Annotated in this window: 23 protein-coding genes and 2 pseudogenes; 8 read left to right on the top strand and 17 right to left on the bottom strand. The window is 69.3% G+C overall.

All coding sequences use genetic code 11. From position 1 onward, the window contains the following. Positions 1–129: 129 nt before the first annotated feature. The 4 genes from ACWD0J_RS07875 to ACWD0J_RS07860 form a co-directional block, all read right to left on the bottom strand. Positions 130–1,590, bottom strand: a complete 1,461-nt coding sequence (locus ACWD0J_RS07875) for a GH1 family beta-glucosidase (RefSeq protein WP_451494878.1) — start codon at positions 1,588–1,590, stop codon at positions 130–132. Between the two features lie 94 nt (positions 1,591–1,684). Further along, positions 1,685–2,629 (bottom strand): carbohydrate ABC transporter permease, encoded by a 945-nt coding sequence (locus ACWD0J_RS07870; protein ID WP_451494877.1) that lies wholly within the window; start codon positions 2,627–2,629, stop codon positions 1,685–1,687. A 13-nt stretch (positions 2,630–2,642) separates the two neighbouring features. Next, positions 2,643–3,632, bottom strand: coding sequence for a carbohydrate ABC transporter permease (locus tag ACWD0J_RS07865; protein ID WP_451494876.1), 990 nt, complete (start codon positions 3,630–3,632; stop codon positions 2,643–2,645). 110 nt (positions 3,633–3,742) lie between these two features. Further along, a complete protein-coding gene (locus tag ACWD0J_RS07860; RefSeq protein WP_451494875.1) occupies positions 3,743–5,056 on the bottom strand; it encodes an ABC transporter substrate-binding protein in 1,314 nt (437 codons plus the stop codon). A 283-nt stretch (positions 5,057–5,339) separates the two neighbouring features. Between ACWD0J_RS07860 and ACWD0J_RS07855 the strand changes: the two genes are divergently transcribed. After that, positions 5,340–6,356 carry a LacI family DNA-binding transcriptional regulator gene (locus tag ACWD0J_RS07855; RefSeq protein ID WP_451494874.1) on the top strand — a complete coding sequence of 339 codons (1,017 nt, stop codon included), beginning with the start codon at positions 5,340–5,342 and terminating at the stop codon, positions 6,354–6,356. A gap of 1,224 nt (positions 6,357–7,580) precedes the next feature. On the opposite strand, the pseudogene ACWD0J_RS07850 reads toward ACWD0J_RS07855, so the two are convergent. Continuing rightward, a pseudogene (locus ACWD0J_RS07850) lies at positions 7,581–8,222 on the bottom strand (ABC transporter permease); the annotation flags it as partial. Between the two features lie 5 nt (positions 8,223–8,227). Here ACWD0J_RS07850 and ACWD0J_RS07845 point away from each other — a divergent pair. Then, positions 8,228–8,509 (top strand): TetR/AcrR family transcriptional regulator C-terminal domain-containing protein, encoded by a 282-nt coding sequence (locus ACWD0J_RS07845; protein ID WP_451494873.1) that lies wholly within the window; start codon positions 8,228–8,230, stop codon positions 8,507–8,509. Between the two features lie 90 nt (positions 8,510–8,599). Beyond that, positions 8,600–8,977: a hypothetical protein gene (locus ACWD0J_RS07840; protein ID WP_451494872.1), complete on the top strand. Its 378-nt coding sequence runs from the start codon at positions 8,600–8,602 to the stop codon at positions 8,975–8,977. Positions 8,978–9,026: 49 nt separating this feature from the next. Here the strand turns inward: ACWD0J_RS07840 and ACWD0J_RS07835 are convergent, their stop codons facing one another. The 4 genes from ACWD0J_RS07835 to ACWD0J_RS07820 form a co-directional block, all read right to left on the bottom strand. Continuing rightward, on the bottom strand, positions 9,027–10,700 hold the full coding sequence (locus ACWD0J_RS07835; RefSeq protein ID WP_451494871.1) for a subtype B tannase: 1,674 nt from the start codon (positions 10,698–10,700) through the stop codon (positions 9,027–9,029). A gap of 271 nt (positions 10,701–10,971) precedes the next feature. Then, positions 10,972–11,502, bottom strand: a complete 531-nt coding sequence (locus ACWD0J_RS07830; RefSeq protein WP_451494870.1) for an ROK family protein — start codon at positions 11,500–11,502, stop codon at positions 10,972–10,974. A 113-nt stretch (positions 11,503–11,615) separates the two neighbouring features. After that, complete coding sequence (locus ACWD0J_RS07825; protein WP_451494869.1) at positions 11,616–11,954, bottom strand: thioredoxin family protein; 339 nt, start codon at positions 11,952–11,954, stop codon at positions 11,616–11,618. Between the two features lie 434 nt (positions 11,955–12,388). After that, complete coding sequence (locus ACWD0J_RS07820; protein ID WP_451494868.1) at positions 12,389–13,528, bottom strand: PucR family transcriptional regulator; 1,140 nt, start codon at positions 13,526–13,528, stop codon at positions 12,389–12,391. A gap of 86 nt (positions 13,529–13,614) precedes the next feature. On the opposite strand from ACWD0J_RS07820, the gene ACWD0J_RS07815 reads away from it, so the two are divergent. The 3 genes from ACWD0J_RS07815 to ACWD0J_RS07805 all read left to right on the top strand — a co-directional run bounded on the left by ACWD0J_RS07815 (position 13,615) and on the right by ACWD0J_RS07805 (position 16,105). Beyond that, positions 13,615–14,670: a ferredoxin reductase gene (locus ACWD0J_RS07815; protein ID WP_451494867.1), complete on the top strand. Its 1,056-nt coding sequence runs from the start codon at positions 13,615–13,617 to the stop codon at positions 14,668–14,670. Positions 14,671–14,677: 7 nt separating this feature from the next. Beyond that, entirely contained in the window at positions 14,678–15,796 is a 1,119-nt protein-coding gene (locus ACWD0J_RS07810) for a fatty acid desaturase family protein (protein ID WP_451494866.1), read from the top strand. 162 nt (positions 15,797–15,958) lie between these two features. Then, positions 15,959–16,105: a hypothetical protein gene (locus ACWD0J_RS07805; RefSeq protein ID WP_451494865.1), complete on the top strand. Its 147-nt coding sequence runs from the start codon at positions 15,959–15,961 to the stop codon at positions 16,103–16,105. 109 nt (positions 16,106–16,214) lie between these two features. Here ACWD0J_RS07805 and ACWD0J_RS07800 read toward each other — a convergent pair whose 3' ends face one another. Further along, entirely contained in the window at positions 16,215–16,394 is a 180-nt protein-coding gene (locus ACWD0J_RS07800) for a hypothetical protein (protein ID WP_451494864.1), read from the bottom strand. A 621-nt stretch (positions 16,395–17,015) separates the two neighbouring features. Here ACWD0J_RS07800 and ACWD0J_RS07795 point away from each other — a divergent pair. Then, on the top strand, positions 17,016–17,642 hold the full coding sequence (locus ACWD0J_RS07795) for a hypothetical protein (RefSeq protein WP_451494863.1): 627 nt from the start codon (positions 17,016–17,018) through the stop codon (positions 17,640–17,642). Positions 17,643–18,174: 532 nt separating this feature from the next. Continuing rightward, entirely contained in the window at positions 18,175–18,915 is a 741-nt protein-coding gene (locus ACWD0J_RS07790) for a class I SAM-dependent methyltransferase (protein WP_451494862.1), read from the top strand. A gap of 134 nt (positions 18,916–19,049) precedes the next feature. On the opposite strand, the gene ACWD0J_RS07785 is transcribed toward ACWD0J_RS07790, so the two are convergent. The 7 genes and pseudogenes from ACWD0J_RS07785 to ACWD0J_RS07755 form a co-directional block, all read right to left on the bottom strand. Continuing rightward, positions 19,050–19,751 (bottom strand): nitroreductase, encoded by a 702-nt coding sequence (locus ACWD0J_RS07785; RefSeq protein WP_451494861.1) that lies wholly within the window; start codon positions 19,749–19,751, stop codon positions 19,050–19,052. Between the two features lie 230 nt (positions 19,752–19,981). Next, on the bottom strand, positions 19,982–20,716 hold the full coding sequence (locus ACWD0J_RS07780; protein ID WP_451494860.1) for an NADPH-dependent F420 reductase: 735 nt from the start codon (positions 20,714–20,716) through the stop codon (positions 19,982–19,984). A gap of 103 nt (positions 20,717–20,819) precedes the next feature. Then, a complete protein-coding gene (locus tag ACWD0J_RS07775) occupies positions 20,820–21,413 on the bottom strand; it encodes a TetR/AcrR family transcriptional regulator (protein WP_451494859.1) in 594 nt (197 codons plus the stop codon). Between the two features lie 242 nt (positions 21,414–21,655). Next, entirely contained in the window at positions 21,656–22,495 is an 840-nt protein-coding gene (locus ACWD0J_RS07770; RefSeq protein ID WP_451494858.1) for a helix-turn-helix transcriptional regulator, read from the bottom strand. Between the two features lie 514 nt (positions 22,496–23,009). After that, the gene (locus ACWD0J_RS07765) at positions 23,010–23,759 is read right to left on the bottom strand and encodes an SDR family oxidoreductase (protein ID WP_451494857.1); all 750 of its coding nucleotides are present in this window, start codon (positions 23,757–23,759) and stop codon (positions 23,010–23,012) included. A 255-nt stretch (positions 23,760–24,014) separates the two neighbouring features. Continuing rightward, entirely contained in the window at positions 24,015–24,389 is a 375-nt protein-coding gene (locus ACWD0J_RS07760; RefSeq protein WP_451494917.1) for a cation:dicarboxylate symporter family transporter, read from the bottom strand. After that, positions 24,386–25,274: pseudogene (locus ACWD0J_RS07755) on the bottom strand (IS701 family transposase); the annotation flags it as partial. The gene ACWD0J_RS07760 and the pseudogene ACWD0J_RS07755, both read right to left, overlap by 4 nt. Positions 25,275–25,460 lie beyond the last annotated feature (186 nt).

Here is a 25,460-nt window from a genome sequence, read left to right as displayed (position 1 = left end):
GATCGATGCGATGGGGCAGCCCCTCGTCACGTGCGATCAGTCGGCGGGGAGACAACTCCCGCCGGTCGGCGGATCCGTCGACCGGCAGGGCGTTCGCGTGCGGCGAAGGGGTGCGCCCTCAGCGCGGACTCACCGGTCCTCTCCGTTGCCGTCCGGCAAGGTGCCCGTTCGTACGACTTCGGCGTACCAGCGCGCGCTGGCCTTGGGGATGCGCTTGCCGGTGGGGTAGTCCACGTAGACGGCACCGAAGCGCTTGCTGTAGCCGTAGCCCCACTCGAAGTTGTCGAGCAGGGACCACAGGAAGTAGCCCCGCACGTCGACGCCCGCCGCGATGGCACGCTGCACGGCCGACAGGTGGCCGTGCAGGTAGGCGATGCGGTCGGGGTCGGCCACCTCTCCGTCCGGGTTCACGTAGTCGTCGAACGCGGCTCCGTTCTCCGTGATCATCAACGGCATGCCGGGGAAGTCCGCCTTGAGCCGCATCAGCAGGTCGTACAGACCGCTGGGGTCGACCGCCCAGTTCATCGCGGTGGTCCTGCCGGGAGGACGGTGGAAGGCGACCCGGTCCGCGCCGGGCCACGGGCTGTGCTCGCTCATTCCGTGGCCGTCGGAGCCGTGGCCGGCCTCGTCGCCCGCAGCCGAGACGACGGTGGGGGTGTAGTAGTTGACGCCCAGGAAATCGACCGGCTGGTGGATCGTGGCCGTGTCGCCGTCTCGTACGAAGGACCAGTCGGTCAGGCCGGCCGTGTCCTGGAGGAGGTCCTGGGGGTACCGGCCCTCCAGCAGAGGACCGGTGAACACGCGGTTGGCCAGCGCGTCGATCCGGCGGACCGCGTCCCGGTCCTCGGCGGTCTCCGTCAGCGGCCGCACCTGGTGGATGTTGAGCGTGATGGATGTTCGCGCGCCCGAGGGCAGTTCGGCACGCAGCGCCTGGACGGCTTTGCCGTGCGCGAGGTTGAGGTGGTGGGCCGCGCGCAGGGCCGCGACCGGGTCGGTGCGTCCCGGCGCGTGGACGCCCGAGCCGTACCCCAGGAAGGCGCTGCACCAGGGCTCGTTGAGAGTCGTCCAGGTCTTCACCCGGTCCCCCAGCGCCCGGGCCGCCAGGGTCGCGTAATCGGCGAACCGGTCGGTCGTGACGCGTTCCGGCCAGCCGCCGGCGTCCTCCAGTTCCTGCGGCAGGTCCCAGTGGTAGAGCGTGGCGACGGGTTCGATGCCCTTTTCCAGCAGCGCGTCGGTCAGTGCGCGGTAGAAGTCGAGTCCCTTTTGGACAGCCGGGCCGCAGCCGGTCGGCTGCACCCTCGGCCATGACAGGGAGAACCGGTAGGCGCTCACACCGAGGTCCGCCATGATCGCGACGTCCTCGCGCCAGCGGTGGTAGTGGTCGGTGGCCACGTCACCGGTGTCGCCGTTGCGCACCCTGCCGGGCGTGTGCGAGTAGGTGTCCCAGATCGAGGGGGTGCGTCCGTCGACGGCGGCGGCACCCTCGATCTGGTACGCGGCGGTCGCCGTGCCCCAGGTGAAACCCTGCGGGAACCGGATGACGTCGGTGTGGTCCGGGATGGGTCCTACACGTCGGGTAACGGTGGTCACGTGAGTCCTTCCAGATGAACTGCGGGGCGGGGGCGGCGAACTGCGGTGGCGGGCGGCGGAGGGTCGTGGCAGCGCGGGGACGGCGGCGGGCCGCTCATCCCTTGACCGCTCCCTGCATGATTCCGCCGACGATCTGCCGGCCGAAGACGACGAACATGACGAGCAGGGGCAAGGTGCCGAGCAGAGCACCCGCCATGATCAGCGACTGGTCGCGCACGTATCCCGCGCTCAGCTGGGTGAGTGCGACGGGGACCGTCGGGTTGGTCATGTCGAGCACGATGAACGGCCAGAAGAAGTCATTCCAGGCATGCACGAACGTGATCATGAACAGTACGGCCATGGGCGGCCGGGCGATCGGCAGCACGATGCTCCAGAAGATGCGCAGGGAGTGCGCACCGTCCACCCGCCCGGCCTCGACGAGCTCGTCGGGCAGCGCCTCCGCGAGGTACTGCCGCATGAAGAACACCCCGACGGCGCTGACGAGCGTGGGGAAGATGACGGCGGGCAGCCGCTGACCCCAGCCCAGTTCCGTCATCATCATGAACAGCGGTACGACGCCGAGTTGGGGCGGCACCATCATGGTGCCGATCACCAGCATGAGCAGGATGTTGCGGCCCTTGAAGCGGAGTTTGGCGAAGGCGAAGCCGGCGAGGGTGGCGAACAGCACCGTGGACAGGGCGATCACACCGGCCACGATCAGGCTGTTGAGCATGGCCTTGCCCAGAGCGGCGTCCTGCCAGGCCTTGCCGAGGTTCTCCAGGAGGTGGGGTCCCGGCAGGAACGGCGGAGGTGTCTGGGTGACGCGCGTGTTGTCGCTCGACGCCGCCACCATCGTCCAGTAGAGCGGGAAGAGCGAGAACAGCGCCGCGATCCCCAGCAGGATGTAGGCGACGGGGCCCGCGTGGTGCTGGCGTCCGGCACCCTGGTGCCGGAACAGCTGACGACTGCGGCCGGCGGGGGCGTCGCTCCTGCGCGTCTTCTTCTGTGCGGTCCCGGGGCGTGCGTCCGCCGTCTGGACCGGGATGCTGTCTGTGGTCATGGGGATCTCCCGGTCAGGCCCTGCGCGCCACGACGCACTTGACGACTCGTTGGACGACGAACACGACGATGAGCAGCAGGAACATCGCCCAGGCGACCGTGGCGGCCCGGCCCATCTGGTAGTTCTTCCAGCCCTCCTCGTACAGCAGCAGTCCCAGCGTCTGGTACTGGTTGTCCGCTCCCCCGGTGATGCCGTTCGGGCCCTGGCCGAAGATCAGGGGTTCACCGAACAGCTGGGTGGCGCCGATCGTGGACAGGACAATGGTGAACACGATGGTGGAGCGGATGCCGGGAATGGTGACCTTGAGGAACTGCTGCCAGCGCGAGGCGCCGTCGATGGCCGCGGCCTCGTAGCGGTCGCGCGGGATCGCCTGCATGGCCGCCAGGTAGAGCAGGGCGTTGTAGCCGGTCCAGCGCCAGATGACGATCGTGGAAATGGCCGTCTGCGCGGCCCACTTGTTGTTCTCCCAGTCGATGTTGTCGACGCCGACCAGGCTCAGCATCCAGTTGATCATGCCGAAGTCGCGTTCGAAGAGCATCGTGAACACCAGGGCCGCGGCGCCCACCGAGGTGGCGTAGGGCGTCAGGGCGGCCACGCGGAAGAACGTGGAGCCGCGCAGCCGGTAGTTGAGCAGGTGCGCGAGGCCCAGCGCCATCAGCAACTGCGGCACGGTCGACAGGACGCCGATGGTGATGGTGTTCAGCAGCGCGTTCCAGAAGCGTTCGTCGTCCCACAGGGCGGTGTAGTTGTCGAAGCCGACCCATTCCATGAGGTTCAGGGTCGACAGTTCGACGCGGTGCAGGGAGATCCACGAGGTGTAGACGAGCGGGTAGAAGCTGAAGGCGGCGAAGACGACGAAGAACGGTGCGACGAAGGCGTACGGGGCGCCGCGCACGTCGAGGCGGTGCAGCAGCGTACTGCGGCGCTCACGCCCGGCGCCGGTGCCGTCCGGCGGGACTGCGCCGGGCGCGCCGGCTGGGGGTGTGGAGGTGGAGATGGCCACCGGAAGGCGTCCTTCCTGGAGGGTGGGAGGCGGGGCGGAGCGCCTGGCGGCCCAGGCGGGCGGGGCGTGGGCCGCCAGACGGCTCCGCGGGTGGGCGACGGGGCCCAGGGTCAGCCGGCGGCCTTCTCGATGCGCTTGTCCGTGGTCTCCCACGCCTCGTTCGGGCTCTTGTTCTGCGCCTCGATCAAGGTCAGGCCCTGCGAGAAGATGTCCTTGATGGTGCCGTCCTTGCGGCCGAGCACCTGCTCGTCGGGGATCTCCTTGGCCGCGGCGCCGAAGATCTGACCGATGGGGGCGCCGCCGAAGTAGTCCGACTTGGCGTCGACCACGTCGGGCATGGCCAGCGCGGTCTGCGACGAGGGGAAGTTGCCGATCTCCTTGAAGAGGTAGGCCTGCTGCTCGGGGGCGGTGAGCCAGGCGACGAGCTCCTGGGCCTCCTTCTTGACGGGGCTCTGCTCCATCACGCCGAGGAAGGACCCGCCCCAGTTGGCGCCCTTGGGCGCCTTGGCGACGTCCCACTTGCCCTTGTTCGCCGGGCCCGCCTTCTCACTGATGTGGGCGAGCATCCAGGCCGGGCAGACGGTGGTGGCGAAGGTGCTGTTCGCCAGACCGGGGTCCCAGCCGGGCTGGAACTGCCGGAGCTTCGCGGTCATGCCGGACTCGGCGGCCTCGGAGGCGAGCTTCCAGGCCTCCTTGACCGCGGGGTTGGTGGCGTAGATCAGCTCGCCCTGCTTGTCGTAGAACTGCTGGGAGTTGCCGTAGATCATGGCGTTGAACAGTCCGCTGGAGCTGTCCATGAAGGCGACCTTGTCGTCCTTCGACTTCTCCTTGAACCGCTTGCCCGTGTCGACGAACTTCGACCAGTCGCCCTCCCACAGCCCCGCGACCTCCTCGCGGTCGGTGGGCAGGCCTGCCTGCTCGAAGAGGTCCTTGCGGTAGCAGACCGCCATCGGACCGATGTCGGTGCCGAGACCGATGACCTTCTTGTCCGTCGTGGTGACCTGGCTCTGCTTCCACGGAAGGAAGTGGTCGGTCCCGGCGACGCCGGCCAGGTCGACGAACTTGTCCTTCTGCGTGTCGGACAGTTCCTTCGCGCGGCCGATCTCTATGCCCTGGATGTCCTTCAGCCCGCTGCCGGCGGCCAAGTGGGTCTGCAGGGCGGTGTAGTAGGTCTGCTCGTCGCCCGCCACGTCCGCCTTGATGACGACGTCCGGGTGCTCCTTCATGTACTTGTCCAGCAGGCCGGTCTCCTTGAAGCCCATGACGCCGAACAGGCCCATGGTGATGGTGACCTGGCCGTCCTTCTTTCCCCCGCCCGTTCCCCCGCTGTCACTGCCTCCGCAGCCCACGATCAGACCGAGAGCCGACACAGCCGATACGACGGCTACGGCTCGTGTGCGCAACGTCCTTCGGTCCTTGCCCATTTTCATCCTCCCGGCAGCGGCGCTGACGCACCGGTGCTCAGGCGCCACGGTCCGCTCCATGGGCCCGAATTATCCGGTGGGAACGTTCCCAAACCGCGATGGGAACGTTCCCACCAGAGGTCCGCAGCGTGTCCGCCCCAGAAGGCTCCTGTCAAGAAGGTGAATCCAGTTCGTTGCCGGGAGATGTCACGCCACCGCGCCCGCACGCTCCGGGCGCCCTGCGCGGGTCTGGCACAATGCGCAGGTGAAAGCCGTCCGGCCACCACTCGAACAAGGAGACGTCATGGGGGGCAGGCACCGCCCGACCATCAAGACCGTGGCGGCGCGCGCCGGAGTCGGACGCACGACGGTTTCACGAGTCATCAACGGCTCGGAACTCGTCAGCGACAAGGCAAGAGCCGCCGTACTCGCCGCCATCGACGAGCTGAACTACGTGCCGAACTCGGTCGCGCGAGGGCTGGTGACCAGCAGGACGAACTCCGTCGCACTGGTGATTCCGGAGTCGGAGAGCCGGCTGGGCTCCGAGCCCTACTTCTCAGCCGTCATCCGCGGGGTGAGCACGGCCCTGGCCGAGACCCGCACGCAACTCCAGCTGGTACTCGTGCGCGATCAGGCCGAGCGGGACCAGCTCACCGAGTCGGTGGCGGAGCGACGAGTCGACGGAGTGCTCCTGGTCTCGGTGCACGAACACGACCCGCTACCGGGGCTGCTGGAGGACATGGGACTGCCCACCGTGCTCGCCGGGCGCCGCTCCCCCGCCGAGTCGCTCAGCCATGTGCACTCCGACAACGCGGGCGGAGCCGCGGCGGCCGTCGAGCACCTCCTCGCACGAGGGCGCCGGACGATCGCCACGATCAGCGGTCCCCTCGACATGGACGTGGCGCGCAGCCGGCTCCAAGGCTGGCGCGACGCTCTCGCGAAGGAGGGGTTCGAGGCGCAGGACCGCCTCATGGCCTCGGCCGACTTCACCGAGGAGGGCGGCGAGAGAGCGATGCGTTCGCTCCTTGAACAAGTCCCCTCACTCGACGCCGTGTTCGTCGCCTCGGACGTGATGGCAGTGGGGGCGCTGGCGGAACTCCGCAGGCGGGGACGCGTCGTCCCCGACGACGTGTCAGTGGTGGGATTCGACGACTCCATCCTCGCCCGGCACAGCAATCCCCCCCTCACCAGCGTGCGTCAGCCCGTCGAGGAAATCGGCAACACCATCGCGCGCATCCTCCTGGAAGAGATCGACGATCACGAGGTGGCGCGTCAGCACGTGGTTCTGCCCACCGAACTGGTGGTCCGCGCCTCGTCTTGAGCGTGCCGTGCGCCCGAGTGCCCCCCCCCACCCGCGCACGGCGGCGCTCCGGAGAAGATCTCCGGGTTCTGCGGGCCACGGTGTTCGCCGCGGTCTGTGTCGTGCTGGCCGCGGCAGGTCACGCCCTCGCCCGGCGTGCCTGGTAATAGGCTCGGGAGCGATTCATACGGATTTCCGCAGGTATTCTCTGCCATTTGGGCCGCATCGACGGTCACGTCCCAGAAGGGGTTATGGCAGTCCACACAGACCTGGTCCGTTGCTTCGCAGCCAGGACATGTGCCCCGAGTGCCGCGAAAGATCCGGTTGCACTCGGGACATGCCCGGTCCTTCGCCCGGCAGGCGGAACACAATCGGTTAACTGCGCTGCGGAACTCTCGTCCGCAACCGTCACACTCTCGTGCTGCTTCCGAACCTCCGGCGCCTTCTCGGTTCCGAGTTCCTGGGCCCGCAATTGCGGAACGCCCTCACCACCCGCGGCATAGCCGCCGACTGGCGTCGCGACCGCGGCGTCGACGACACGCGTGAGACCGATCAGCAGGCAAGAACATGAAGGAGAGCGTGCGGCGTGGGCACACCCGAGGACCGTGCACGGCCGTTGAGGAAGGCTTGAGGCCAGTCGGAGAGGGGAGTCCCCGACGTGCCAGTACCCGCGGCCGTCCGCGCTGCGTACCGCGTGGATCAGAGGCTACTACGGCACTGCCCCGGGTGCTGCGAGTCAGTCGTCCGACAGGGACGAGGGCCCCAGGGACCAGCCGTAGGTGGCAGCGCCGAGTGGGAACGGCTGCGGCGGCCGTTCCAGCCGGTCGGCAACAGACGTTGTGCCGGTGGCGGATCACCGGCGCGAGGTGATGGGCATTCCGCATCTGCTACTCGGTCATGGCCGGCGGGCGGCCGAGTCGTGCTCTGCGGGCGCGGGCGGCGTCCGGGCCCTCGTTGGCGCCCTGGACGATGAGTTCGCGGATGAACTCGGCGAGAGCGGCGAACGTGATGCCGGAAGGGTCCGGCGGCGAACTTCTCGCACAGCTCGGCGTACTGGACGCTGTCCAGGATGACTGTGCGGACGCCGATGCCGACGAGCTTGCTGGGCGCCGGCCCCGGCCCCTCCCCCGGTGGTTCATCGCGGTCAGCAGGTATCAGCAAGGTCCCCACGCATCACCACACCGACGACTGTCCTGGTCAACAGCCAGGACATAGACCGCAGCCAGGGCATAGACCGTCGCAGTACTAAGCCGTACGCCACTTGAACAACGCTCCCGAAGCGGCCACCGAAGAGGCGAGAATGCCCGTGCACCAGGCGAGCGCCACCCACCCCGTCGAGCCCACCGGCTGCCCGAGCAGCAGTCCGCGTACCGCCTCGATGACATGGGTGACGGGCTGGTGGGTGGCGAAGCCCTGGAGCCACGACGGCATGGTGTCGGTCGGCACGAAGGCGCTGCTCGGGTAGGGCAGGAAGCTCACGAGGAAGGTGAAACCCCCGGCTGCTTCAGGGGACTTGACGAGCAGGCCCACCGCGGCGGACAGCCAGGAGAGCGCCGCGATGTAGGCGACCAGAAGGCCGACCGCGGCGAGCCAGCCGCCCGGGCTGGCAGAGGGGCGGAAGCCGATCACGAAGGCGAGCGCGAAGACCAGGGCGGTGGCGATCAGGTTCCGGGCCGTGGAGGCGAGGACGTGGCCCGCCAGAATCGGGGTGCCGCCGAGGTCGAGGGACCGGAAGCGGTCGATGATGCCGCCCTTGAGGTCCTCGGTGACGGCCACGGCGGTGCTGGCCGAGCCGAAGCCGGCGCACAGCAGCAGGACGCCGGGGACGACGTAAGTGACGTACTCCGTACCGGTGTCGATGGCTCCGCCGAAGAAGTACACGAAGATTCGGCGTGATCACGCTGGTCAGCGGCTATGTGCGCAACGAGGCGACGCTGATGTCCGACCTGGATGCCGCGTACACGGCCAGCGGCCACGCCCCCGACGAGGTCCTGCGCCGATACCAGCGCACCCTCACCGCCCTTGCCGACCCCGAACGCCACCCGGCCGTCACGCGCGTCCTCGCATCCGATGCCCTCGACCAGGCGGACGAGCCGGACGCGGACTTCGAGTTCGGACTCGGGGTCGTGCTCGACGGCGTGGCGGCGCTGATCGACCGGCACGGTTACCGGTAGTTCGTTGAATCCGGTGGTAGAGGTCAATGTCGTGTCCGGTGATGACCGCGTCGATCAGGACCTGGAGCTCGGAGGGCTTGCCACCATCGGTTGAGCCGTCAGCGTCCGGCACACCGGACACGGCACCGCCGCATCCCGAGCGCGAGCCGTGACGACCACCGCGTCACCACCGTCCGCCACGTCCACGACGACCAGCACCGACAGTCCGGAAAACACCGTGCCGACAAGGGAGTTGACGTCCATCACAAGATCCTGACAAAGGACGGCTGCCCGGCGTCACCACCGAGTACGGGCCAGAGCCGAACGTCTTACAGTCCCCCGGGAGGGCTGGAGGAGGGACGCGCCCAGGGCGTCACCGCCAAGGTGGTCTACGACGTCACTCGGCCCTACGATCTGCGCGAGATGTTCACCCGGGCCAAGTTCCGCGACGTCGACCCGCGGCCCTGGTACCCCGACTACCAGGAATGACAGCCGTCGGCCGCCCCGTCCGGCCTGGACGGGGCGGCCGGCGGTTGTCCTATCCCTTGTGCCGGGCGGTGAGGGGGTTGCCGGCCTTGCTGACGACGCCTGCGATCCAGGCCATGGCTTCGGGCACGTCGTAGTTGCCTGCGTGCGGCTGGTTCCAGGCGAGTTGGTAGTTCAGGCTCTTGACCTGCGGGTCCGCAGCGAGGGCCCGGTCGAGGTTGACCGAGACGGTGAACGCGGTGTCCCGGTCACGGGTGCCGTGGCGGACGTACCAGTTGGGCGCGGTGTCGGCGCTGCTGCCGACGAAGTCCATCGGGTCGATCAGGTGAACCTGGTCGTCGACGGTGGTGCTCTTCCTGGCGGTGTACTGCTTCCAGGTCAGTCCGGTGTCGTCGAGGCCGCTGCCGTCGCCGGCGACGTCATTGTGGTTCCAGCTGTACTCGGTGTAGTTCATGTACTTCTGGGTGGGCGGGCCGAAGAGGTCGGTCTCGGTGCCGCTGGTGGTGTTCCCGTTGACGCCCACGGCGTCGAAGGCGGGGGTCGTCTTGAGCGTGGCCTGGGTGGCGACGAAGACGAGGTACTTCGCCATGTCGACTGAGCGCACCGTGCCGGTGGCGGTGTCGACGTCGATCCAGTCGTTGACGTACGACCTGGTGGTGGGCGGTGCCCCGGGGCCGCCGGACGTGATCTCGAAGGTGCCGCCCAGCGGCGGGACGGTGTGGGCGGGGTCAGCCTTCAGGTACGTCTCGGCAGAGCGGATGACCTCCTTCTTGATGGTGTCGAGCATGGTGGCGGCGGTGAGCGGCGTGCCGTCGGGGTTGCGCAGCCCGAGGCTCTTCTCGTAGGCCGCGAACTGTGCCGCGATCGCGGTGGCGTCCTGAGGCGAGGGGTTCGAGCCGGTGCGGTTTCGGGTGTCGAGGACGTTGTACAGCCACTCGTAGGCCGCGTCGGCGTTGCCGAGGTCGGTGATCGGGCAGTACGCGTTGACGGCGAAGACGTCGTCGCGCAGGGTGCTGCGCCCCTTGGCGTCGATGCCGGCGGCACCGATCGCGGCGAGGTAGGGGGCGTATTCGGTGCTGTTGCCGGAGGCGCCCAGAATCGACACCAGTGCGCCGCCGCCGCTGGTGCCGTTGATGACGATCCGCTCCGCGCTGCCGGGCATGGCGGCGTCGTTGAGGCGCAGGTAGCGGACGGCGGCCTTGGCGTCGACCACCGCGGCGGGGGCCTTGCCGGGGGCCGAGCCGTCAGCACCGACCAAGCCTCGGCTGCGGTTGGCGACGTCGGCGAAGACGTACCCGGCCTTCAGCGCGGCGCCGACGTTACTGGTCGAGCTGTTGTATGAGGTGCCGGCGGTGACGCTCGCCCGTATGTAGCTGGCCTTCCAGCCACTGTTGTTCACCGCGAAGTAGACCGGCGTCCGCTGGTCGCCGAAGGCGCTCTCAGGGACGAACACGTTCATGCTCTGGTAGCCGCAGGCGGTGTTGGGGATCGTGGTGCTGCCACCGCCGGGGCCGCCGGGTTGCTGGGCCGCCGCGGCGACGGGCTTGGCTACGTAGCAGATCTCCTTGTACCAGCGGACGTTCATCGGGCGGCCGTCAACGGTAACGGTGATCGTCGTGTAGGCGGCGGAGTCGAAGTCCAGCGCGGAATCCTGGGAGTCGACCGGGCGACCGTGGCCGGCGGGGGACGCCGCCACCGCGACGGAGGTCGGCACCGCGACCGCCACGAGAACCAGGGAACCCGCGAGCGCCATACCTCTCGGGAGCCGGCCTCGAGCCGCGGGGCGCCCTCCCGCCGCGCCAGCAGGGTGAACGTACGCGTCACGTCCGAAAGACGTAGAGAGCCTCTGCATGGGTCTCCCCTCATTGAGCACCGAGTGCTTCGCCAAAGCCCCGGGGTCGAGGCCGTAACGCACGCTACAACTTTGTTAACAATATGCACAGCAATTACGTGGACATTTCTCGACGCCCGACGAGCGACAACCGACAACCGACGCCTCAGGGCTCGGCCACCGGGAGCGCCGGCATCCTCATGCTGGTGGACATCGGCACGACGGCGGGCATTGCCAGGACCTGCTCCCTGCCCACGTGGACGCCGCCTCCGAGTGTGGCGTCGGCGCCGAGGACACCGGTGGAGACAGCGAACCGCACATGCTCGATCGCGGTGCGACGGCCGATGAGACGGGCGTCGATGCCGGGCATCAACCACGGGGCCCAGTCGGCGAGATGGCCGCCGAGGATGGCCACTCCCGCGCCGATCACGCTGGCGACGGCCAGCAGAGCGGCACCCAGGGCGTGTCCGGCGGTGTCGAATGCCGCGCGGGCCCGCTCGTCACCGGCGCGCAGCCGGCGGTTCCGTTCGGCTCGCGCGGCTGCGGGCCCCGGTCCTCCCGTTCCTTCGGGGATCCCGGCAGCCCGGGTCAGGGCCCGGAGGTGGAGGTAGGTGTTCAGGCAGCCGCGTGACCCGCAACGGCAGGGCAGGCCGTCGAGAGACACCGGCACGTGCCCGACCTCCCCATTCCATGCCATGACTGCCGTGATGAACACGCCCGCCGATGAGCAGGGCCCCACCCACTCCGGCATGGGCGGTCACGTGGACGACGGTGTCGGGGTGCGTGACACGGTCCGCGGCGAGGGCACGCTCAGAGGTGGCCGTCCAGGAACTCCCGTACCTCGGCGATGGTCATAAGCCCCGTGCCGTGCACCACCGCCTCTCCCTCCTTCAGCAGCACGCAGGACGGGGCTCCGGTGATCCCGTATCGCTCGGTTGCGGCCGGACAACGCGTGATGTCGGCGCGGACGGCCGTCAGGCGGCCCGTGTAGTCGTCGGCGATGCCACCCACGACGAGGTCCATCACCCGGCAGGGCTCGATTGCCTTGGGCCACGTCCCGGTGAAGTATGCGAGGACCGGAACTCCGCTCATCCCGAGGATGAAATTGAACTCCGCGTCCTCACGGGGCCGGTGCACCCTCTTCGCCATGGAAGCTCCCTGACCTCACGTCCGTTATTGCATCCCTATCATCCCTCGCCCGGTGTGCCAGGCCGGCCCGGTCGGTCGTCCCGCTGCCCTGTCGGAAGGGAGGCACAGGGCCATCGCAGAACCACGGTGGTCCCCGGCGCGACCGGCCCGTCCCCCGCCCCTGGTGACCCGGCCTGGCCGCCCCGCCGGTCACCCAGCTGCAGCCCGCCGCGCGCCCGTGGGTCAGCTCGTGCCAGAACAGCCCTCTCCACCACGACATGAGAGCCGTTCTCCAGCGCATAGCGGACCAGATACCGACCAGATGCTCGATGAGCGCGTCGACGAGCGGGCCGGTGCGCATCGTCCACCGGATCCACAGCTGACGGCACCGAGAACGAGGCACGATTCCTGGACCGCTCACGGACGGGGGGGGTCGTGGACGGTCGACGTACGCGTCAGCTGACCCGAAGACCGACCGCCAGCGTCAGTTCAAGGACCCGGTGTGGCGATGCGAGATCCGGAAACAGCTCCCGCAACTGCGACATCCGGTACCGGACTGTCTGGGGATGGACGAACAACGCCGCCGCCACCTCGTCCCGCCTGCCCTGGTGCAGCAGCCACGCCCGCAACGTCTCCTCCAGCCGCCGTGCGGTCGCGACAGGCAAGGTCCCCAACGGTGCGAGGGCTCGGGCACGCAGGTCTGCGAACGCGTCCGCGTCGGCGCTCAGCACCAGCTCGGGCAGGTGGTCCTCGGTGTCGCGAATATCAGAGGAGAGGGAGCGCGCGCGTACGGCTCGTGCGTACGAGGCGGACGCACGAGTCCATGGCCGGGCCGGGCCGACCACGGCGGTGCGGTCGGTCAGCTGCCGCATGAGATGTGATCGGTCGGCATCGGGGACGAGCAGCACACCGGTGGCGTCCGGCAGATCGTCGAGGACGAGGGTGCTCTGGTCGAGCGTGCGGTAGGCAGGCCGGGCCTGGGCGGCGGGCAGCAGGACCGCGGTTAGCGAAACCGGAGGCTGCCACCCGGCCCGTTGAGCGGAGGCCAGCAGCACGTCCGGGCTCGCACCGGCGAGGAGGTCGCGGGCCAGGTGTTCCAGGTGGCGCTCGTGGGCCCTGCCCCGGGCGGCCAGTTCGTCGGCGTGGCCCGCGGCGCTCGCGGCGGAGAGCTCGTCGATGTAGGCGAAGGTCAGCTCGGCGAACTTGGCGACCTCGGCGGCGGGCAGACCTGCGGGTACGGCACCCGCTGCCAGGCATCGCCAGGCCACGCGGGCGCCGACGCGGTAGGCGCTGAGCAGGGCGTCCATCGAACGGCCGTCGCGCACCTCGCCGCGGCCCAACTCGTAGGCCGCGTCACCGGCGTCGCCGCCTGTGGCGTTCCCGCTCGCGAGGTCCAGGTAGTGCCCCAGGGCGGTACGGACGGCTCGGCGGATGGTGCCGCCCATGCGGCCCGAAAGGGCGTTGGCGTAGGAAGGGACCTCGTCGATGATCGCCTGGACGACCTCGTCGGCGGTGGTTTTCAGCGCGGCCCGAAGTGCGGTGACCGTCGTCTCATCCAGGGCCAGTTCGCTGGCCCTCCGGATTGCGTGCCCCATGTGTTGTTCCCTGCGAACAATTCAGCCGACCAGATTCACATCCTGCGGTCAGGACTTTACGCCCTGAAGCGCAGCAAGCTGGAGTCATGACGAGTACAGCCCTGCGCAGCAGGGCGTGGAAACTGCTGGAGATGGTCACGACGCCGCTGCTGCCGTCGGACTACCTCGACCTGGTCAGCCCGCTGCGTGCGGGCGCTGACCTGCGTGGGCGCATCGAGGCCGTACACCCCGAGACGGGTGACGCCGCGACCATCGTGATCAGGCCGGGACGGGGCTGGCGCGGCCACACAGCCGGTCAGTACGTGCGGATCGGGGTCGACGTCGACGGGGTGCGCCTGTGGCGTGCCTACTCCATCACCTCGCCGACCAACCGCCAGGACGGCCGCCTCACGATCACCGTGAAGGCGATCCCGGACGGCAAGGTCAGCAACCACCTGGTCCGCAGGGCGAAACCGGGCACACTGATCCAGCTCGACCAGCCGACCGGTGACTTCGTGCTGCCGCAGGCCAAGCCCGCCAAGGTGCTCTACTTGACGGCCGGCAGCGGCATCACGCCCGTGATGGGCATGCTGCGCGACATCGAGCTCGACGACGTCGTCATGGTCCACTGCGCGCCACAGCCGCAAGACGTGATCTTCCGCAGCGAACTGCACGACCTGGTCGCGGACAAGAAGCTGCGGCTCACCGAGGTGCACACCGACACGGACGGCATGCTCGACATCGCCCGTCTCGACGAACTCGTGCCCGACTGGGCCGAGCGCGAGACCTGGGCCTGCGGGCCCGCGGGCCTGCTCGACGCCGCCGAAGAGCACTGGACCGAGCACGGCGTCCCAGAGCGCCTGCACACCGAACGCTTCCGCCCCAGCATCGTCGTCGCCGGCGACGGCGGCGAGGTCACGTTCAGCGTCACCGGCAAGACCGTCGACGCGGACGGCGCCACGCCGTTGCTGGACATCGGCGAGGAGGCCGGCGTGCTCATGCCCTCCGGGTGCCGCATGGGCATCTGCTTCGGCTGCGTCACGCCGCTCAAGGCGGGCGCCGTCCGCGACCTGCGCACCGGCAAGATCACCGAGGCCGAGCCGGGCGTCCTCATCCAGACCTGCGTGTCCGCCGCGGCGGGTCCCTGCGACATCGAACGGTAGGAACACCTTGACCGCCATCGACCCCACCGCCCACCTGACCGCGGAGCAGATCGAGGAGCTGGGCCGCGAGCTGGACGCGATCCGCGACGAGGTGATCGCCGGCCGCGGCGAGAAAGACGCCGCCTATATCCGTAAGGTCATCTCGGCGCAGCGCAAGCTCGAGCTGGTCAGCAGGGGCGTGCTGCTGTTCTCGATCTTCCCGCCCGCGTGGCTGCTCGGCACCGCCGGGCTGTCCGTGGCGAAGATCATGGACAACATGGAGATCGGCCACAACATCCTGCACGGCCAGTGGGACTGGATGCGGGACCCGAAGATCCACTCCACCACCTGGGAATGGGATCACGTCTCGCCGTCCGAGCAGTGGAAGCACTCGCACAACGAGCTGCACCACACGTACACCAACGTGATCGGCAAGGACAACGACCTCGGCTACGGCATCATGCGCGTCGACGAGGACCAGAAGTGGCACCCGTTCCACCTCGGCCAGCCGCTGTGGAACTTCCTCAACGCCTGCTTCTTCGAGTACGGCATCGCAGCGTACGACCTGGAGCTCGGCAAGAACCTGCACAAGCGCCGCCGCAAGAACCCGGAGTTCCGCGCGCGGGCCAAGGCCGTGGGCCGCAAGATCCGCAAGCAGGTGCTCAAGGACTACGTGATCCACCCGCTGCTGTCGGGCCCGTCGTTCCTCCACACGCTCGCCGCCACGTTCACCGCGAACCTGGTCCGCAACATCTGGACCCACTCGGTGATCATGTGTGGCCACTTCCCCGAGGGCGTACAGGTCTTCGAGCGCCGGTCGATCAAGGACGAGACGCGCGGCCAGTGGTACCTGCGCCAGATGATGGGCTCGGCGAACATCAGCGGCAGCAAGGCCATGCACTTCATGACCGGCAACCTGTCGCACCAGATCGAGCACCACCTGTTCCCGGACCTGCCGAGCAACCGGTACGCCGAGGTCGCGGTGAAGGTGCGCGCGCTGTTCGAGAAGTACGAGCTGGAATACGTCACCGGGCCGCTGCCCAAGCAGGTGTTCTCCGCGTGGCACAAGGTCTTCCGGCTCTCGCTGCCGAACAAGAAGCCCAAGGTCAAAACGCCGGACCGCGAGCAGGAGCTCGTCGCCGCCTGATTCCCGGTAGCGGCTCAGATCTCTCGGCCGTACCGACGGCACCGCCGGGTTCGGTGAGATCCGCTGCGGACGGTGAGCGACCGCGACGCCAGACCGTACGACACGCGTACGCGCACTCGCACTCGGTTCGCCGACGGGCGGGCTGGGCGGAAGGGATGGGCTGTGACGTGGACACTGCCGGAACCGATGCTCGCCGTGTACGCGGGCGGGCGGGTGCCGCTGTGCTCACGGCGCGGCACGGACATGACGGCCGCGTTCCCCCAGATCCGGGCGGCGGCCCTGGCTCAGCTGCCGGCGGACACCGGTTGAGTTGAAGGTGCAGCGGCTGGATCCGCTCGGCCTCGGCAGCGGGATCGACGCCTGCCGGGCCGCGGGCAGGTTCAGTTCGGGTCTGTGCTGAGGTCAAGCGCCGGGGCGATCATTGCGAAGGCTGGTCGACCAGCTCGTCCATGGCCTTGGTGCCGCCGCTGTCCACCCAGCGGTGCAGCGCGGTCTGGTACGCGGTGAGGGCGACGCCGGCGGCGAGGGTGGAGCGCAGGTCGGCGTCGGATCCACTCCGGCGCCTCGGGCGAGGGTGCCGGCCATCTCGGCCTGGCACTGCGACTGCCGCTCCAGGAACCGGGCCAGCAGGGCGAGGACACCGGAGTCGATCTGGCTCTTCTCTCGGTAGTTGCCGATCCTTCCCCACGGTGCGAAGTCTCCCGGGGTCAGCTGCGGCGCCCCGAGTCTCCTCGACGACCGCAGGCTTCAACCAGGGTGCGCGGGCCGGTGAGGCGTGGGGCGAGTCGTAGTCCACTGGCCTGGGCCGCGCCCGCACACGCTGCCGGCCGTCAACGATGTGCGTATCGCGTTCCCGGAGAACCGCGAGATCGTGGACTCCGACTCCGACACCGACACCGACACCGTGAAACGGGACCTGGACGTGGACCTGCTGCCGCGTCCGGCGGCGATCCGCCGGCACCGCGAACTCGGCGGAACCGTCGCGGCGCTGACCGCCCGCCGCGATGAACGTTGCCCGGTCGACTGCCCAGACCCGCCAGAAGGCACGTGGGAACCCCGGCCCGCGCAAGGCCGCCTCCCAGGTCTGGCAGGAGCGGGCGACCACCCCCTCGGCAGCAGGACTGACACCGCACGGGCGGCGCCTTCTGTGCGAAGTCGGTCCGCGTAAGATCACCGCTTGAGGGGTGGTGGCATGGCTATGAGGAACTATCGATGGCACGTGGCGATCGCGGCGGCACTGCTGCTGGTCGGCTGTGGCGGGGGCGCGGAGAGCGACAGCGGGAACGGCAAGGCGGTGGCGCTCACGAAGGAACAAGCACGGAAGACGTTGCCGGACGGCGAGGCCATGACGGGCTGGACGGAGTCCGCTCGACCCACAGTCGTTGCGATAGACAAGCACTACCGTTCGCAAGCCTGCCCCAGCAAAGGCAACGCGGGCTGCGAGAACTCCCGCTTCTACGGCGCCTCGAGCTTCCAGCACAACGACAACGCCGCCACCGTCACCTTTCTGATCATCGCCTACGACAGCGAACAGGCCGCCCGAGCGGCGTACGACGTGCTCTGGGACGGCTACTACGGCAACATGGCGGGACAGAGGCCCAAGACGTTCGATATCGGCCCGATCGGTGACGAGCGCGACGCTCGATTCGGTTCCTCCGGCTTCCTCGGCGAGCCCGGCGCCGTGACCCAGACCCGGGTCGGCACGACGCTGCTGTGGACCCAGGCGGCTTCCGCGGGCAAGGGCGGCATCGACGAGGACAGAGTCCGGGACCTGGCCACGGTGCTTGCCAAGCGGGCCCGACAGGCCCAGAACGGGGACGCACCCTCCGCCGCACTCAACGGCTGATCGGGCGGTCCGCGGGCATCCTGAGCCCCGGCGGGCAAACCGGCGTTGAGAGACTCCAGCTATCGGATCCAGCGCATTCAGAGGCTGTCGCGAGGAACGGCTGCCCCTCTGGCACACCCCGCTCGTCCAACCATCCACCGAGTCCGGCGAAGAGCGCGCCGAACTCCCGCATGAACGGCGTCACTTCGCGTGGCAGCGCCACCTCCCGGCAAGTGAAGTGCACTCGCCATCCCGTGATCGACATGGCGCCGGATGCTATCCCGCGGACAGTTCAACAGCGCATAACCGAAATGGGACGGGTGGCGTGCCCTTGTCTCGGTGGAGGCCGGGCGCACCCTGTTGCGCTCACGGCGGGGCACGGACCTACTCGCGTCGTCCCGGAGATCGCAGCCGGAAGCGAGCAGTTGCCGGACGCGACGGCGTTAGGGCTCGTCCGGCGGATCATGGGCCGAGCCAGGGCCGGACCGAGGCGAGGGCGGCCAGTGCCCTAATCGTGTTGACCGCCCCCGGCAGGCAGTGCTGGAGTCGGCACGTGGACAGCATCCCCGCCAACCGGCGGCTCTGGAACCGGATCAGCAGCACCTACCAGCACAAGCATGACCCGCAAATCGGCGCCACACCCCGGCTGTGGGGCATGTACTCCATCCCCGACTCGCACCTGCACGCCCTGGGCGACGTCACCGGCAAGCGCGTCCTCGAACTCGGCTGCGGCGCCGGCCAGTGGTCCAGGGCGCTCGCCGCCGAGGGCGCCACCGTGGTCGGGCTCGACCTGTCCGAAGCCCAACTCGCCGCAGCGGCCCGCGCGATGGGAGCTGCCCGCTACCCCCTAGTGCAAGGCGCCGCCGAACAACTCCCCTTCGCCGCCGACAGCTTCGACCTGGTGTTCTGCGACTTCGGTGGGCTCAGCTGGGCGCCCCCGCACCTGGCCGTCCCGCAGGCCGCACGCGTCTTGGACCGAGGTGGGCGCCTGGTGTTCAACGTCGCCAGTCCATGGTTCGAAGCTTGTTACGACGAAGCCGCCAGCCGCGTGACCACGACGCTGCAGCAGGACTACTTCGGGCTGAACACCATCGCCGAAGACGACAGCGCGACCAGCTATCAGCTCACCTACGGCGACTGGGTCAAGGTCCTGCGCGGCGCGGGTCTCATCATCGACGACCTCATCGAGCCGCGGCCCGAACTCGGAACACCCAACGGCTACAACGAAACCGACCCACCCGACTGGGCACACCGCTGGCCGGCGGAACTGCTCTGGGTAACCCACAAGCCGTAAGTTCCGCCGCGCAAATAGCTGTTCAGAATGCGGAGGCGTCCCCCGAATGGCCAATAGCCGCGCGGGCACCGGTCCCGGGCCGGCCGAGCGGCAGCCCGGGACCAGGTGCCGGATCGTTCCTGGGGGCGGAGGAACTACGGCCTGTCGAGGACTCCCGGGGTGTCATGCAGGACCACGCTCCGCTGCAGCGGAACCCGCTCCGTGCGGAGCGTGTTCACCGGTGCCGCCGGGTCAACCATGCCGAAGGAAATGCCGAACAGCAGCTTGAGCTCCGCGGGGACACCCAGGAACTCGCGGACGGTATCGGCGTAGACGCCGAGTATCGTCTGCGGGATGCCGGCCAGCCCCCGGGCCGCCAGCGAGAGCAGGAAGTTCTGCGCGTACATGCCGATGTCGCCGGCCGTCCGCACCCCGTCGCCGAGGGCCGGCATGAACAGGAAGGCGGCATGGGGGGCGCCGTAGAACTCCAGGTTCTCGCGGACCACAGCCCTCCTGCCGTCCCGGTCCGAGCGCTCGACGCCCCGGAACCGGTAGACACTCGCGCCCAGGGCTTTCGACCGCTCGAGGTAGATGCCCTCCTCGCCGTAGCCGTCGGTGAAATCCGGGGAGGTCCGTCCCTCCTCCTCTGCCTGGAGCAGCTCTTTGGCCAGGGCGTCCCGCGCCGCACCCGAGACTACGTGCACCGTCCACGGCTGGGTGTTGCTGTTCGAGGGGGCCGTCTGTGCGTCTTCCAGCACGCCGCGGATGTCCGAAGGGGACAGGGCAGTGGGCAGGAACCGCCGGGGGGAGCGCCGGGAGCGTGCGATGTCGGTGAAGGGTGATGCGGTGCCGGGCAAAGCGGGTCCTCTCCATCGTGCGCAGTCACCGCCACGGCGGCCGCCGCGCAGCGCAGTACGGCAGGCCATGCGAGGAGGCAGCCGGCGTAAGGGCCGGGGGCGGGACGCGCCTTGGACTGCAGGTCGCAGCGCGGTGAACTGTGCGCTCTTCGTGTTCGTCTTGCGTGTTCGTGGCGTGCCGGCGCTGCCGCCCTCGTGCCGTTGCGTGCACGAGAGCCCTGTCGGGTGACTCAGCGGTGGGCGGCGCGGTTCATCTCGACGACGTCCTCCAGGGTGGTCGTGGCCGGGAGGGTGGCGAGGCGTTCCGGCACGCTGTCGCGGATAGCCGCGTCCTTGGCGCGGTCGGCCGCGGCCAGGGCCGCCGGCAGCTCGTCGAGGGTCAGTTCGGTGCAGTAGGCGGGGCTGTTCGGCTGCTGGCGCCAGGAGTCGGCCAGTGTGCCGGCGTCGTAGGGGTCGAAGCCGGTGTCGTCCACGAGCTGCATGGCCACACGCCGCGCCTCCTCGGAGTCGCCGGCGACGGGGATGGCGAGGCGGCCGGGCGTTCCGGCCGGAACGCCCCGGGTCCGCTGGGTTTCGGCCAGGGCGGCGTTCCACGCCTTGACCACGGGGCGCCCCAGCTGCTCGGCGTTCCACACGCTCTCGACTGCGCCGTTGTCCACGGCCTCGATCTGCCCGCTGAGGTGCGGATAGTAGTTCGAGGTGTCGATGACGACTGTCTCGGCGGGGACCGAGGCGAACAGGTCGGCCAGCTTCCCCGCCACCCCGAAGGGGATGGCCAGGACGATGACGTCCCGGTCCTGGACGGCGTCGGCGAGCTCCGCCGCGCGGGCCCCGGACTCCAGCACCTCTGCCCGGACGGACTCGGGGCCGCGGGCGTCGGCCACCTGGACGTCGTGACCGGCCGTGCTGAGCTTGGCAGCGAGGTTCCCGCCGATGGCGCCGGCGCCTATGACTGTAATTTTCATGATGTGTCCTATGAGAGGTTGCACTGCCCTGAGGGCAGCGCGATGTGATGGCCGGGTGGTGGTGCCACCTGGTGTTGCGGGGGCCGGGTCGGGGGCCTGACGTCTACGCCTGGGTGTCCCGCTCGCGGTAGCCGCTCGCGATGAGCGTGCGGAGCCGGTCGAGCGGCTCCTCCTCGGTGCCGGTGCCCTTGATCCAGGCAACGGAACAGGCCGCGAGGAACAGGTCGTGTCCGCGCACCGACGCGCGCACGCGCCCCGCGAGCTGCGCGGCTCGCACGTACTGATCGGTGGCGGAGATGAGGATGTCGCAGGGAATCGTGAGCGGGTTGTCCGGCTCCTGCGCCCTGGCCGCGGCCATGAGCGGGTCCGGCAGCCCGCTGAAGGCGCTGAAGTAGTCCTCCATCGCCCGCAGCCACTGCTCCAGCGCCTCGGCGGGGTCGTCGAGCTGCTCGATGTCCGCCTGACGGGCCACCAGCTCCTCGGAGCGCGTCTGCAGCACAGCCGCCAGCAGCGCCTCCCGGGTGGGGAAGTGCCGGTACAGGGTGCCGGGCCCGACGCCCGCCTCCTTGGCCACTGCCTCAAGGGAGGTGCCGACCCCGTGCTGCAGGAAGTGACGCTGCGCGGTCTCCAGGAGGGCAGCGCGGTTGCGCTGGACGTCCGCGCGGGGCTTGCGTTCCCGCTGTTCACCGGCGCTCATGCGCCCTCCTGCCTGCCGTGATCTTGCGGCCACATCAAAACGGATGCAGCCTCCGTATGCGTTCGAGAGTAAAACGGAGGCGGCATCCGGTCAAATTGGCGGTCGGCCACGGCGCCCGGACAGCACAGGGGGCCCACCTGCCCGCATGCATCACCAGCGCCCCTGACCGGGTTCGGCACACAGGTCTCCACCTTGTTCGGCCCCTCCCCGCCAGGCCCTGACCCGTCTCCCGGCCCAGGACGTCAGGGGGTGAGCTGCTGGTGTCCGATGACGGAGAGCAGTTCGAGCTTGCTGTGGCTCTCCGTGCCGGGGCGAGTGGTCAGCACCACCAGGGTCTGGGCGCGGTTCTCGGTGAACAGGAGCTGGGCGTCGACGTCGATGCGGCCGAGTTCGGGATGGAGGATGGTCTTGCAGTCGTCGTAGCGTTGGGCGACCGCCTGGAGTTCCCACATGCGGACGAACTCGGGGCTGTGTTCCTGGAGTTCGGCGAGGATCCGGGCGGCCCGGGGGGTGTCGCTGCCGGCTGTCAGCGCGGCCCGCAGGCGCGCTGCCTGGGCACGGCCGTGGCGTTCGCGGGCCTCCTCGGGAACCATCAGACGCTCGGCCGGGTCCATGAACCAGCGGTAGTAGCCGCTGCGGGCCAGACCGGTGTGGCGGGTCTGGTCGCCGAGCAGTGCGACGGCCAGGGGGTTCATCGCGAGGGTGTCGAGCAGGTCGGTCTGCACCAGGGCCGGGGAGTCGTCCAGGCGGTCCAGGACTCGCATCAGCGGCGGGCTGACATGTTCGGAGCGCTGGAAGCGGGCCGGGGCGTTGTGGCCGATGAGCGCGAAGAGATGGTCGCGCTCGTCCAGGGACAGCCGCAGCGCCCGGGCGAGAGCCGCAGTGATCTGGACGGAAGGCTGCGGAGCACGCTGCTGTTCCAGCCGGGCGTAGTAGTCGGTGGACATGCCGGCGAGCTGCGCGACCTCCTCGCGGCGCAGCCCCTGCGTACGCCTGCGCGGCCCCTCGACCAGCCCGACGTCGCGGGGCCGCAGCGTCTCACGCCGGTGGCGCAGGAAAGCCGCCAGTTCCTTCTTGTCCATGCTCCCATCCTCGCCGTATCCAGGCCGGCTATCCAGAGACCGCCGATCCATGGCTGAGCACTCCTCTCCCACCTGCGCGAAGCCGCCCCATGAGTGAGACCGACGCCGAGAGCGCTCGGGAGACCGACGCCGAGGGCGCTCGGGGCAGGAGAGCCCGATGGTCCCTTGACCTGCATGAACCGCTGGACATTCGCCGACCGTCGGCGGTGCGCCACAGGCCGCCGGTATGGAAGACGGCCTGCGGCGACGGTCCCCCGTCGTCGACGTCCGACGCGTTGGCGACCGCCGCGGGCCTCGTCGGCCGGGCGCTCGCGTGGCCGTCGGCGCTCGCGTGGCCGTCGGCGCTCGCGACGCAGCCGGTCGCCTTCAGTCCGGCGACCGGGGCGAAGACGCTTCCTTACCGTTCCGCGTCTTCGGTGAGGACCTCCCCGAGGCGGCCCAGTTCGCGTTCGCCCATGATGTGGTCACAGGACTGCCCGCGTGCTGTTGTTCCTCGTCGGTCACTACAGGTCGGTCAGCTGCTGGCGATCACGGCGAGGACGTTGTCATAGGAGCCGTTGGCCTGCGCGTCGCGGATGAACCTGGCGCCCTCGACGACAAGCTCCTTCGCGTCGGGCTTCTCGCGCAGCAGGTCGAGTGTCTCGGTGAGGAAGTCGTCCAACGGCATGGCGTGCTCGTTGTCCTGCTGGTCCAGCAGGGTCGTGCGCACGCCCGGCGGGGCGACCTCGATCACCTGGACGCCGGCGTCAGCACCGGCGAGCTGGATGCGCAGGCTCTCGGAGAAGGAGTGCAGCGCGGCCTTGGTCGCGCTGTAGGTCGGGGTGCTCGGGTACGGTACGAACGCCAATGCGGAGGTGACGTTCATGACGACCGCGTCGTCCTTGCCCTCGAGCAGGGGCAGGAAGGCGTACGTCATCCGGATCGTGCCGAGCAGGTTGACCGTGACGTGATCCTCGGCGGCCGGGAGGTCGGCCGGGTCGAGGAGGTTCTCCCGCAGCATGATGCCGGCGTTGTTGACCAGGACGTTCAGCCCCGGGTGGCTCGCCGCCACGGTCTCCCGGGCCCGGGCGATCGAGTCGGGGTCCGTGACGTCGAGGAAGAGCGCGTCGATGCCCGGGTGCTCGGTGGTGATCTCGTCGAGGAGTTCCTTGCGCCGGCCGGCGACGATCACCTTGTTGCCGGCCTCGTGCAGGCGCAGGGCCAGGCCCAGGCCGATGCCCGAGGTTCCGCCGGTGATCAGGATCGTGTTGCCGGTGATCTTCATGGGGGGTCTCGCTCCTTGGTTGCGGCGGGCCGGTGAGCGCCCGCGACCTCGACCGTAGGGGCGCCCGCACAGGCGCGGGAGAGGACGGTTCATCCATGGATCGGCGGTCCCTGGCTGAGCCGTAGAAGACGCCACAGCTGATCAGCGCCTCCATGCCTCGTCGACAATCTCAGGGAAAGACCGTTCGAGACGGTCGGCGTCGGCGGACGACGGCGAGGGCGGTGACCGAACCGCGCAGCGCCGCCATCGTGGCCGTCAGCTCAGAGACTGCGTTGCCTGCCGCGGGACTTCGAGCCGGATGGTCATCGAGAAGGAGACGCTGGGCGTGCACTCGCCCTGCGCCGGCGTGGTGGTGCGGGAGTGCAGGACCTTGCGGGCCTCTTCGGTGTCGAAGTCGTTCTCCCGCGTGCCGATCACGATGGTGGGGACGGCGTTGCCGAGATCGTTGGTGAACACGCGGCCCTCGTTGAGGATGCGGTCGAGAATGTGGTCGATGCCTACGATCAGGCAGAGGGCGGCGAGCGGGATGTGGCCGACCGCGGTGACGGTGCTGGCGAGGACGATGAACGCGCTGCCCGCGATCCCGGCGGTGCCCTTGCCGGTGAGCATCATGACGCCGACCATGATCAGCTGCTGTGCCAGGACAGGTCGATGGTGACCAGGGTGACGTGGTGGTGCCAGCCGGTCCAGGAACGCCCCTCGAAGTGGTCCAGGCCGAGGCCGTCTTTGAGTTAGCGGTGGTCTGGTCGTGCTCGATGCGCCAGCGGATCTCTCTCAGGCCGACGAGTTCGGCCGGCCGGGGTGGCGGCGGGCAGGTGGGACAGCCAGTGGTCGGTGGGTGCTTCGGCGTTCTCGGGCCATTCGACCAGCAGCGTGACCTCGGGCAGGACACCGTCCCACCAGCTGTCCCGCGCGGTGGCGGCGGCCTGGGCCAGACGGCGGGACCGGCTGCCGGCCGGCCGCACCCGCAGTGCCAGAAAGCGTGAGCGCGTCGGCCCGCGGGAGCCTTCACGCCAGGTGACATCGGTGAACGCCTGTCGTCCCTGGCTGGTGGCCGGCGCGGCCACTGAGGAGGGCTTGTCGCGGTAGCGGGGATGCGGCGGCTTACGGCCGTTGCCCGACCACGACGGCGTGACCGGCTCAGCCTCATGCGGGTGGACGGTCACGTCTGAACGGACCGCCACGACGTATCCGACGCCCCGGCCGTCCAGGCCGTCGCGGAAATCGGCGTTCTGCCAGTAGCCGGCATCGCGGTCTTCTTCCGCCGCCCGACATCGTGCGCCCACTCCTGGGCACGAACAACCGCCACTGCAGCGGACAGGAGGCAGTGTCGGAGACCGCGTGCACGCTCACCGCGACCTGGCAGTTGGCCTGCTTGCCCAGAGCTCCGCAGCACTGGTGCGCGACCACCACCGACATCCGGCCGCCCTTGGGGAACGACACGTCATCGACCGCCCAGGCATCCGGGCCGATCAGCGGCACCATGCGCTCCGCGATCCGCCGCCGCACCGGCACCCCGCACCGGCACCGGCACCGGACGAGCAGGGCATCCTCATCCTCTCGGGCCCGTTCAGCGACGGCGGTGGCAGCATGGCCGTTCTGCGCTGTGTGACGCTCCTGAGGGAGCCCGGGAGGTGTGCCGGGAGAGCCCCGTCGTCCGCTCCGGCGGACGCCGGCCGGGTTGTGCGTGGGTGTCATCGC

The organism is Streptomyces sp. NPDC003011, from assembly GCF_053591515.1.
The sequence above is the reverse complement of the archived record's forward strand: the minus strand, read 5'-3'. Positions and strand labels throughout refer to the sequence as shown.

Coding starts and splice junctions, on each gene's coding strand:
- ACWD0J_RS07860 (WP_451494875.1), bottom strand. CDS start 5,056: ATGGGCAAGGACCGAAGGACGTTGCGCACACGAGCCGTAGCCGTCGTA.
- ACWD0J_RS07830 (WP_451494870.1), bottom strand. CDS start 11,502: ATGGCATGGAATGGGGAGGTCGGGCACGTGCCGGTGTCTCTCGACGGC.
- ACWD0J_RS07775 (WP_451494859.1), bottom strand. CDS start 21,413: ATGAGCGCCGGTGAACAGCGGGAACGCAAGCCCCGCGCGGACGTCCAG.
- ACWD0J_RS07770 (WP_451494858.1), bottom strand. CDS start 22,495: ATGGACAAGAAGGAACTGGCGGCTTTCCTGCGCCACCGGCGTGAGACG.
- ACWD0J_RS07765 (WP_451494857.1), bottom strand. CDS start 23,759: ATGAAGATCACCGGCAACACGATCCTGATCACCGGCGGAACCTCGGGC.
- ACWD0J_RS07780 (WP_451494860.1), bottom strand. CDS start 20,716: ATGAAAATTACAGTCATAGGCGCCGGCGCCATCGGCGGGAACCTCGCT.
- ACWD0J_RS07825 (WP_451494869.1), bottom strand. CDS start 11,954: ATGGCGAAGAGGGTGCACCGGCCCCGTGAGGACGCGGAGTTCAATTTC.
- ACWD0J_RS07855 (WP_451494874.1), top strand. CDS start 5,340: ATGGGGGGCAGGCACCGCCCGACCATCAAGACCGTGGCGGCGCGCGCC.
- ACWD0J_RS07870 (WP_451494877.1), bottom strand. CDS start 2,629: ATGACCACAGACAGCATCCCGGTCCAGACGGCGGACGCACGCCCCGGG.
- ACWD0J_RS07815 (WP_451494867.1), top strand. CDS start 13,615: ATGACGAGTACAGCCCTGCGCAGCAGGGCGTGGAAACTGCTGGAGATG.
- ACWD0J_RS07820 (WP_451494868.1), bottom strand. CDS start 13,528: ATGGGGCACGCAATCCGGAGGGCCAGCGAACTGGCCCTGGATGAGACG.